6 protein-coding genes and 1 pseudogene are annotated in these 9,547 nt (G+C 73.1%); 5 read left to right on the forward strand and 2 right to left on the reverse strand.

Features of this window, described 5'->3' with window-relative positions:
- The first annotated feature begins 70 nt into the window (after window positions 1-70).
- The 4 genes from E4099_RS23610 (at window position 71) to E4099_RS23625 (ending at window position 6,012) form a co-directional block, all read left to right on the forward strand.
- A complete protein-coding gene (locus E4099_RS23610) occupies window positions 71-922 on the forward strand; it encodes a class I SAM-dependent methyltransferase (protein ID WP_209446706.1) in 852 nt (283 codons plus the stop codon).
- 333 nt (window positions 923-1,255) lie between these two features.
- Complete coding sequence (locus tag E4099_RS23615) at window positions 1,256-3,331, forward strand: glycosyltransferase (protein WP_135341129.1); 2,076 nt, start codon at window positions 1,256-1,258, stop codon at window positions 3,329-3,331.
- 12 nt (window positions 3,332-3,343) lie between these two features.
- Complete coding sequence (locus E4099_RS23620) at window positions 3,344-4,315, forward strand: type I phosphoribosyltransferase (RefSeq protein ID WP_135341130.1); 972 nt, start codon at window positions 3,344-3,346, stop codon at window positions 4,313-4,315.
- Window positions 4,312-6,012, forward strand: a complete 1,701-nt coding sequence (locus tag E4099_RS23625; RefSeq protein ID WP_135341131.1) for a hypothetical protein — start codon at window positions 4,312-4,314, stop codon at window positions 6,010-6,012. The genes E4099_RS23620 and E4099_RS23625 overlap by 4 nt, the downstream gene beginning before the upstream one ends.
- Window positions 6,013-6,141: 129 nt before the next feature.
- Here E4099_RS23625 and E4099_RS23630 read toward each other — a convergent pair whose 3' ends face one another.
- Window positions 6,142-7,797, reverse strand: coding sequence for a purple acid phosphatase family protein (locus E4099_RS23630; RefSeq protein ID WP_135341132.1), 1,656 nt, complete (start codon window positions 7,795-7,797; stop codon window positions 6,142-6,144).
- Between the two features lie 119 nt (window positions 7,798-7,916).
- On the reverse strand, window positions 7,917-9,212 hold the full coding sequence (locus E4099_RS23635; protein ID WP_135341133.1) for an MFS transporter: 1,296 nt from the start codon (window positions 9,210-9,212) through the stop codon (window positions 7,917-7,919).
- Window positions 9,213-9,267: 55 nt separating this feature from the next.
- On the opposite strand from E4099_RS23635, the pseudogene E4099_RS23640 reads away from it, so the two are divergent.
- Window positions 9,268-9,547 (forward strand): annotated as a pseudogene (locus E4099_RS23640) (ArsR family transcriptional regulator); the annotation flags it as partial.

A 9,547-nucleotide genomic window follows, 5' to 3' on the forward strand; every position in this document is an offset into this window, starting at 1 on the left:
CTGCCGGCCCGGGCGGTGCCAGACTGTGGGGGAGGACCTGTCGGACGTCTGCGCGCGCAAGGAGGTCTCGGTGGCTTCTGGTGAATCGTCGGCACCCCTTCCCGTGGAGTTGAGTGCGGTGTCCGAGACGGCGCTCTGGACGCTCTACCAGCGCTCCGTCGAGGCCCGTCGGCCGGATCCGCTGCTGGAGGATCCCAAGGCCGTCGAGCTGGTGGAGCGGATCGACTACCCGTTCGCCGAGCGGTTCGGCACCAGTGACTTCCAGGCCCAGCTGCAGGCACTGCGGGTGGCGTGCTTCGACCGGGAGGTGGCGGGCTTCCTGGCCCGGGAGCCGCGCGGCACCGTGGTCTGCCTGGGGGAGGGGCTGGAGACCCAGTTCTGGCGGGTCGACAACGGGCGCGCCCAGTGGCTCACCGTCGACCTGCCCGAGTCGGTGTCCCTGCGCGAGAAGCTGCTGCCGCCCGGACCGCGCCAGCGCTATCTGGCCGCCGACGCCACCGACCTGGCCTGGGCCGACGAGGTGGACCGCGACCGCGGGGTCCTGGTCACGGCGCAAGGCCTGTGCATGTACCTCCGGCCTCCCCAGGTCCGGGCCCTGATCAGCGGCTGCGCCGACCGGTTCCCGGGTGGCTCGCTCGTGCTGGACGCCGTGCCGCGCTGGTTCGGCCGGCTCACCCTGCGCGGCAGCCTGCGCACCCATGGATACCAGGCGCCTCCGATGCCCTGGGCGATGGACGCGGATGAGCAGGCCAAGCTCCGTACCGCCAGCCCGGCGGTGTCCGCGGTGCGGGACGTCCGGCCGACCGGCGGGCGCGGACTGGTCGGCGCCCTGCTGCCACTGGCGCTGGTCCTTCCGCCACTGGCCACCCGCCGCCCCTCGGTGACCGTCCTGGAGTTCGCCGAGCGGCCGGACCGGTCGTAGGCGGCGGATACGGGCCGCGGCGGCCGCTTGGCCGCCATGAGGACGATGCCCACCGCCTGCCTGCCCTGCCGCCGCCGTCCGTCCCGCCGTTTGCCGTCCCGCGCGCGAGCGGCCCTCCCGACCTTGTGGCCGGTGGGGCCGGCACGGAGCGGCTCCGTCCGGCCCGCGCCGCACGGCGCGACAAACGGGAGCCTCGCCGGTACGTTGAAACTACGTCCACCCGGACGTTCAGCGCCTCCCGGTGCCACCCGGGTCGGCGGTCACCTGCGTCGACGATGCGGGCAAAGACGGTAGTCGCACCCTGAAGACGGCTGTTCGGCGCATGGGGGAATCATGCACACCAGCCTGGTGATCTCTGCCTACAACGAAGGCCCGGCGCTCTTCCGCACCGTCCGATCCTGCATTCAGGTGCTGGACGACCTGTACGCCGAAATCGTCGTGGTGGACGACGCGTCGGACGACGACTCCGTGGCCGAGGTCGAGCGGAGCCTCCCGGTCGTCCGGACGGTGCACAGCGCTCGGCGCCGCGGGGCCTCGCCGACCAAGGCGATGGGAGCCGAGGCCGCGCGCGGCGACGTGCTGGTGTTCCTCGACGGTCACACCAAGCCGGAACCGGGCTCGCTGCGCCGGCTCGTCGAGGACGTGGCGCGCACCGACGGACAGGCGGTGGTCACGCCGCGCCTGCTGAATCTGGACGCCGAGCGATGGACCAACGACCCGCTGCAGGCAGGTCACGGCTACCGGCTGGACCTGGACACCCTCGACTGCGGCTGGTTGGACCTGTCGGACATGGCGGCCGTCACCGTGGGGCGGCGCAGGCTGTACGAGTCCCCGAGCCTGATCGGCTGTGCGTTCGCGATCGGCCGCCGGCTGTACGAGAAATTGTGGGGGATGGACCGGGACATGCTGTTCTGGGGCGTCGAGGACCTCGACTTCGGGCTCAAGTGCTGGCTCATGGGCCATCGGATCCTGCACGATCCGGAGGCCACCATCGGACACCGGTTCCGCGAGTCCTTCGACAACTACGACGTACCGCCGGAGCACTTCCTGGCCAACCAGCTCAGAATGGCGCGCAAGAACTACACCGAAGGCACCTGGCGGCAGTGGCTGGAAGCCGCCGCGCAACGCCACCCGCAGGTGTCCGAGGACGTACCGGAGAGCCTGTGGGCGCGTGCCTGGCTCACCTTCGACCGGGCGAAGGCCAGCGCCGAGCAGGAACGGGCCTACCTGCACGGGAGCCGCAGTCGGGACGAGTTCTGGTACGCCCGCCGCTTCGGCCTCGACTGGCCGTATGTGTCGGAGTTCCCCACCCGCGCACTGTTCCTGGAGCGGTCGATCACGCCGAGCGGCGGTCCCCGGCCGAGCGGCGGCCCGCACCCCACCGGCGGTCCGACCCCGACGCCCGCCCTGGCCCTGCTGCGCCCGACGGCGGGCCAGACCTTCGCGATCACCGGCAACGCACAGATGCCGACCGTGGTGGCCGAGGCCCGGGTCACCGGGGTGACCCCCGATCCCACTCCCGCCACCGACTTCCACTGGACCGTCCAGATCTCCTTCGACGCCAGTGTCTGCCGGCACGGACCGCACCGGACCATCAACCCGCCGGCCATCACCCAGACCACGCACGGTACCCCGCTGACCATCGCCTTCCCCCAGGTACGGGGCGGCAGCCTCGTCATCCAGGTCCAGGCGACGGTCGGCGGCCACCTGCTGACCGCGCGCTCGAAGCAGCTGTCCATCGTGGGCACCAACCCGCCGGCCGCCACCTTGCACGCGGCACTGCCCCACGACGTGCTGCGGCGCATCGCCCGCCATGAGTCGGGCTGCCGGCAGTTCGACGCCCAGGCCGACGGAGGCACCTCCGGCTGCCCGCTGTTCAGCGCCGACAACGCCGGCGGGGTGGGCGTCATGCAGCTGACCAGCCCGGCGCCCACCGACGACCAGGTGTGGAGCTGGCGGGCCAATGTCACCGCCGGCATCGGACAGTTCGCCGGCAAGCTGGCCCGGGCCCGCGGATACCCGGCCCAGGTGCAGGCCACGCACAGCTTCCAGGCCCTGGTGACGGCGTTCAACGCGGCCAGGACCGCCCATGGGCTGCCGCCCGTGCGGGTCACCGTGCCCGCCTTCACCTCCAGCGGCTTCGCGGTGGCCCCCGCGCAGCTCGGACAGCTCGAACTGGACGCCATCCGTGGCTTCAACGGCTGGGCCGGGCACGATGCCTTCGGCCTTCCGCTGCACGAGTTCCGGGTCGTGCTGGACGCCGGCGGGGGACTTGTGGTGGACGTGCCGGCCGGCAGCAACCAGGGGACCACCAGGTGGGAGCGGGTGCCGGCCACCGCGCGGCCGGCGGGGGGCGGCGACCCCGGCTATGTGGACCACGTCCTGGCCGTGGCCGCCGGACCGTGCTGACCGGGCGGTGCGATGACCATGCGCCCCGGACCCGCCCCACCGCCACCGGTGCGTGGCCGGCACGCCCGCCTGGACGGCCGGCTCGCCGTCGTCTCCTGCTACTTCAACCCCTGCCGGTACGGCTCCCGGCGCGCCAACCTGCACGCCTTCCTGGCCGGGATGCGCGCCCTGCGGGTCCCCTTCCGGATGGTGGAGCTGAGCTTCGACGGGCACTTCGAGCTCCCCGCCGACGACTCCCGCCACCTGCGCCTGACCGGCCGGCACGTGATGTGGCACAAGGAGCGCCTGCTCAACCTCGCCACGGCGAGCCTGCCGCCCACGGTGGACAAAGTGGCCTGGGTCGACGCCGACGTGCTCTTCCCCGACCGCGACTGGTACCCGCACGCCTGCGCGCTGCTGGAGTCCTTCGACCTGGTGCAGCTGTTCCGCGAAGCCGTCGAAGCCGGCCCTGCCACCGGCGGCACGCCGGACCGGGGGGAGCTGAGCGGGCCGGGCATCGCCTACGCCGTCGCCACCGGCCTGCCCGATCCCTTCCGCTTCAACCGGTCCTCGGCGAGGCCCGGAGTCGCCTGGGCCGCACGCCGCGAACTGCTGGAAGGACCCGGGCTGTTCGACACGATGATCACCGGCGGCGCGGACACCATGCTGGCGCTGGCCGCCTACGGCTACTACGAGCACCCGCTGGCCCGCCGGCTCCCCGCCCCCCTGCGCGACTCCTGGCGCGACTGGGCGCTCGAGGTGCACCGGCGCGTGCAGGGCCGCGTCGGCTGGGTACCGCAGACCGTCACCACCCTGTGGCATGGCACCGCCGCCAGGCGCCGCCATGTCGAGCGGCTGGGGATCCTCACCGCCGCCGCCTTCGACCCCCGGCACGACCTGACGGCCGACAGCCAGGGCGTCTTCGGCTGGGCGTCCGACAAGCCCGCCCTGCACGAGCAGGTCCGCGCCTACTTCGAGGGTCGCCAGGAGGACAGCGCACCATGACCGGCCGCACCGCCCCGCCCAGCGCCTGGCCGACCACCCTGGGCGCGCCCGTGCGCCACCGCGCCGCGGCCGAGGAGCTGTCACGCTGCGCGGACCGGCTGCGCGCCACCGGCCGGGACGCGCAGGCCCGCCTCGCCGAGGAGTACAGCGCCCGAGCCCTGTTCGCCCCCGACGACACCGCGCGCGCTCTGCGCGACCGGCTCACCCGGCAGCTGGCCCCACCCGGCCAAGCGGCCGCCGCCGGCCGCCATGGCTCGCTCCGGTATGTGCGCCGGCCCGGTGAGGTACGGGTGGACGGCAGCAGAGCCTGGCGCACCTGCAATCCCGGACTGCTCCCCAGCGGTCCGTTCACCCGCGACTACGGCGCCCTCGCGGACGAGGACGGCATCGCCGTCTTCCCCGACGAGGACACCGGTCGCCGTGCGCTCGCCGCCTTTCTCGGCACCGAGGACGCCCAGCACGCCCGGGTGAGCGAGGTCCTCCAGGCCGTACGCGAGCGGGAGCAGCCGCCCCCGGAGCCGGACGGGGCCTTCGACACCCTCGCCGCGTCGGTACGACTCGACCCGCGGGCCCGGCTGTCCGAACTGCCCGCCGAAGCCCTGGCGGACCTCGCCGACGCCCTCGCAGCCTGGGCCTTCCGCCGCCGTGCCGGGCACCGCCACCTGACCGGCGAGGACTCGGCGCCCGCCTGGGCCCGCGAGCTGCTGGGCCGGAGCGCCGGCCCGGGCCGCACCCCAGGCCATCGGATCCCGCTCGCCGCGCGCCCGGCCGAGCGCTACCGCTCCCGCGCCGACATCTGCATCCTCACCACGCACTTCAACCCGTGCGGCTACCGCTCCCGCCGGCGCAACATCCTGTCCTTCCTCCGGTCCCTGGACCGCTCGGGTGCCGCCTGGCGGTGCGTCGAGTGCGCCTTCGGGGACCGGCCCTTCGAGCTGCCGGCCGGCGAGCAGATCCTCCAGGTGCGCTCCGACAGCGTGCTGTGGCAGAAGGAACGGCTGCTGAACCTGCTGGCCCGCACCCTGCCGGACAGGTTCAGCAAGCTGGCGTGGATCGACGGCGACGTCTTCTTCTCCGAATCCGACTGGCTCGCCCGCACCTCCGACCTGCTGACGCGGTACACCGTGGTGCAGCCCTTCACCGAGGCGATCCGCCTGGCCGCCGGCCAGACGGACTACCACCTGCGCGGCGAGGTCGTGCTCTCCTTCGCACACCGCTTCCATCTCCACCCCGACCCGCCGGCCTGGCCCGCCTACCCCGACCACGGCCACACCGGATACGCCTGGGCGGGCCGCCGGGAGTGGATCGAGGAGCACGGCCTGTACGACGCGGGCCTGTCCGGCACCGGCGACCACCTGATGGCCCACGCCTTCGTCGGCGACTGGGACAACACCTGCGCGGGCCTGCACGGCAGTCTGCTGGGCCGCCACTACGAGACCTGGGCCCGCACCGCCTACCCGCACATCCGCAGCGCGCTCGGCCGGCTGGACGGCGCCGTGCTGAGCCTGTGGCACGGCCGGCAGCAGGACCGCAACTACCATCAGGCGACCGTGCGGCTGCGGGAGCTGTCCTTCGACCCCGACCGGGACCTGCGCCTGGGCCCCACCGGCTGCTGGGAGTGGGCCCGACCCCGCGCCGAACTCGAACGCTGGGCACACGAGTACTTCCGAACCCGCCGGGAGGACAGCCCTCCCTGAGCGGGCCCCACCGGCGACGCGCACCCCCCCGGGCCGCCGAGCGCACCGGCCCCTCCCGGGCGAGGACCCTGCCGCTGGTCCTCGGCGCCGGGTACGGCGGGGCGCCCGGGGGTCGGGCGCCCCGCGGGGTCAGCGGTGGGAGGTGGGCCGGGCGTCGGAGCGGGGGCGTTCCAGGGTGAAGGTGTCCACCGGCCTCAGATCGCCGTGCGGCCCGTCGAAGGTGTAGTACGTGACGTGCATCCGGGTGCGGCCGCCGGCGTGGTCGCCGGGGTCGACCTCGAACGCGGCGAAGCCGTGGGTGTTCTCCCGGTCCTGGACGGCGGCCCAGGGAGCGTCCTCGGCCGCCCGCACCGGCACCTTGCGCCCGGAGGGGCCGGTCTCGTCGCTGAGGCCCACCAGGACCCAGGCCCGGGGGGTGTCGAACATGTCGTTCTGGGTGGTGGCGATGTTGCCGCCGGCGCCGATGACCATGTGGACGGTGCCCCGGCCGGTGTCCACCACGTCGGTGCGGGTGTCGGTGGGGATCGGGGTGCGGGTGTCGTTGGGCAGGGTGCCGCGCACCGGGTGGGAGCGTTCGTAGTGGTGCTCGTGCCCGCTGACCACGAGGTCGACTCCGTAGGCGTCGAAGAGCGGCCCCCACTGCGAGCGCACCCCCAGGTCGCTGCCGCTGCCGCCCTTGGTGCTGGAGATCATCGGCTGGTGCATGCAGACCACGATCCAGTCGATGTCCCGGTCCCCGCGCGCCGCCTTCAACTCGCGCTCCAGCCAGCGGCGCTGGGCCCCGCCGGAGTATCCCTTGACCCGGAGGTCGGCGCCGTCCTGGATGGCCACGTCGTCGTTGGCCAGGCTGATGAAGCGCACCGCGCCCACCGTGAACGCGTACCACATGCCCCGGGTCTCCTCGTCCGAGGAGGCGGCCGAGTGGGGCAGGGTGAAGTAGGTCTGGTAGCCGTCGGCGCCGATCGCGCCGTTGCCCTTCTCGTACTCGGCGTTGCCCACGCACGGCATCCAGGGGCGCAGCCGGGTGGACCGGCTGTTGCTGATGAACCAGTCCGCCCAGGTCGCCACCCGGCTCTGGCCGAACGGGGCGCTGGCGGAGGCGTAGCACAGGTCGCCGTTGACCAGGTTGAACAGCGGGCCCACGCGCTCCACGGCGGCCACGATGTCCGCGGAGGCGGGCGAGGCGGCCTGGCTGCTGGTGTAGAGCGGGAATCCGTGGACGGGGGAGGGGACCCCGTCCGGGAGCTTGATCTCGCGCCGCAGGTTCGGGGCTCCCTGGTCGCCGAAGCTGGTGAAGGTGAAGGCGCTGCGTCCACGCGGCGCGGTGGTGAAGGAGCCGGTCTCCGGGGTGGCCCCGTCGTGCCCGGCCGAGTACAGATAGGTGGTGTCCGGGCGGAGGCCGGTGATCCGGGCGTGGTGGACGTACACCTCCTCCTTGGAGAGCCCGTCCCGGTACGTCCGGGTCTCCGCCTCGATCACCCGGCCGTGCCCGCCGTCCAGCGAACCCAGCCGCACCTGCGGCCGGCGCACCGACTGCGGGGTGATCCAGGAGACGGTCATCTCGGACGAGGCGTCCGTGCCGAACTGCAGGTGGACACCGAGCACCGAGGGCGCCCCCACCCGGCGCGGCCGGCTGTGCAGCAGCGGGCCGGTGGCACCGGTGGGAGCCGCGGCGGTGCTGCTCGGCGCGGCCGGCGCGGCGGAGGCCTCCGCGGCGGCGGCGACCACCGTGGCCGCTGCCGCGGCCGATGACCCCTTGAGTACCGATCTGCGTGCGATCCCCATGGAACGACCTTTCGAACGCGGAGGGTTGGTGCCGCGAATGTATGCGATGAGCACCTCCGTGGTCATGACAATTGATCATGGTTTTTAACAGGAAATTGCGAAATCTACGGGAAAAGTCCCTAGGGGATGCTCTCGCCGGCGGATTCGGCCCGCGCCGGATCGCGGTCCGCGGCGAGCGGGACGAAGACCTGCGCGGGCAGTTCGCGACGGGTCCGCACCGGAGAGAGGAAGACCGGCAGGAAGGCCAGGGCCAGCACGCCACCGCCCACCCACACCGCGGTGGACAAGCCCAGGAGTTCGCCGATTATTCCGGCCACCGCCGAGGCGATCGCGAGGGATCCGGTGAGCAGGAACCGGAACGTGGCGTTCATGCGCCCCAGCAGCGGGTCCGGCGTCAGCCGCTGGCGCAGGCTCACCCCCAGGACGTTGTCCATGCCCGTCTTGAAGGAGACCAGCAGCCAACCCGCACCGGACAGCCAGATCCACGGGCCGCCGCCGATCAGCGGGATGGTCAGCGCGATCGGTGCCATGCAGGCCCCGGCCAGCCCCAGAGTGCGCCCGTGGCCCAGTCGCCGGGCGATCGGGTGGGCGCAGCGGGCGCCGAGCAGCAGCCCCACCCCGCCGGTGGCCCAGTACAGGCCCAGCGCCCCTGGCGGCAGTCCCAGCTCGCGGGTGAACAGCAGCGGCAGCAGGGTGTTGACGATCTGGGTGCCGAAATTGCTCAGGCTCGCGGTGAGCGCCAGCGCGCGCAGTTCGGCATTGCCCAGCACATGCCGCAGCCCCTCACCGATCTGGGCCGCCAGACGAGGTGGGCGCGATTCCGGCTTCGGCCGGGGCGACCGGCGGATGGAGGTCAGCCGCAGCGCCGAGCCCAGGTACAGCAGGCCCGTCCCCACCAGGGCCGCCGGCGCCGCCAGCAGTTGGACGAACCAGCCGCCCGCACCCCGGCCCGCCACATTGCCGGCCGCCTGCAGGGTGATCATGGCCGCGTTCGCCGGCACCAGCCCCTCCCGGTCCACCAGTTGGGGCAGGAAGCTCTGCGAACTCACATCGAAGAAGACGGTGGCGCAGCCGTTCAGCAGCACCACGGCGTACAACTGGCCCAAGGTCAGCACGTCCAGCGCCCAGGCCACCGGCACCGAGGCGAACAGCAGCGCCCGCGCCGCGTCCGCGGCGACCAGCACCCGGTGCTGCCGCATCCGGTCCACCCAGGCCCCGGCCGGCAGTCCGATGAGCAGAAAGGCGAGCGTGCTCAGTGCGGCCAGCGCGCCGACCTGGCCGGCGCTGGCGTCCAACTCGGTCACCGCGATCAGCGGCACCGCCACATAGCCGGTGTTGGTGGCCAGATGGCTGAGCGCGGTGGCCGTGAACAGTGCGCGGAAGTCGGGTATCCGCCAGGGGGAACTCGTTGACATGACGGGAACGGTGCCGGGCCGCCGGGAGCCGGACCAGTGTTTTAGCCTGAGCTGAATGATGCACGGTAGACAGGCCGCCGGCGGCACCCTGGAGATCGCGTTCTCGGCCGAGGACATGGCCCGTACCCGCTTCGCCATCTCCCCGCTGTGGGAAGTGGTGGCCAGCCTGCGGGTGCTCAAGGGCGCCGACGAACAGGGCCTGCACCGGCGTTGGACGGAGCGGGTGCGGCCGCTGCTGGACGCCGCGAAGCTGGACCTGACACCGCTGTCCAGCCTGGTCACCGTGCCCACCATGGGCATCCCCGGCTTCCTGGTGCCCCCGCCCACCACCCCCC

This window comes from Streptomyces palmae (genome assembly GCF_004684805.1).
GTDB classification, from domain to species: domain Bacteria; phylum Actinomycetota; class Actinomycetes; order Streptomycetales; family Streptomycetaceae; genus Streptomyces; species Streptomyces palmae.

Coding starts and splice junctions, on each gene's coding strand:
- E4099_RS23615 (WP_135341129.1), top strand. CDS start 1,256: ATGCACACCAGCCTGGTGATCTCTGCCTACAACGAAGGCCCGGCGCTC.
- E4099_RS23620 (WP_135341130.1), top strand. CDS start 3,344: ATGACCATGCGCCCCGGACCCGCCCCACCGCCACCGGTGCGTGGCCGG.
- E4099_RS23625 (WP_135341131.1), top strand. CDS start 4,312: ATGACCGGCCGCACCGCCCCGCCCAGCGCCTGGCCGACCACCCTGGGC.
- E4099_RS23630 (WP_135341132.1), bottom strand. CDS start 7,797: ATGGGGATCGCACGCAGATCGGTACTCAAGGGGTCATCGGCCGCGGCA.
- E4099_RS23635 (WP_135341133.1), bottom strand. CDS start 9,212: ATGTCAACGAGTTCCCCCTGGCGGATACCCGACTTCCGCGCACTGTTC.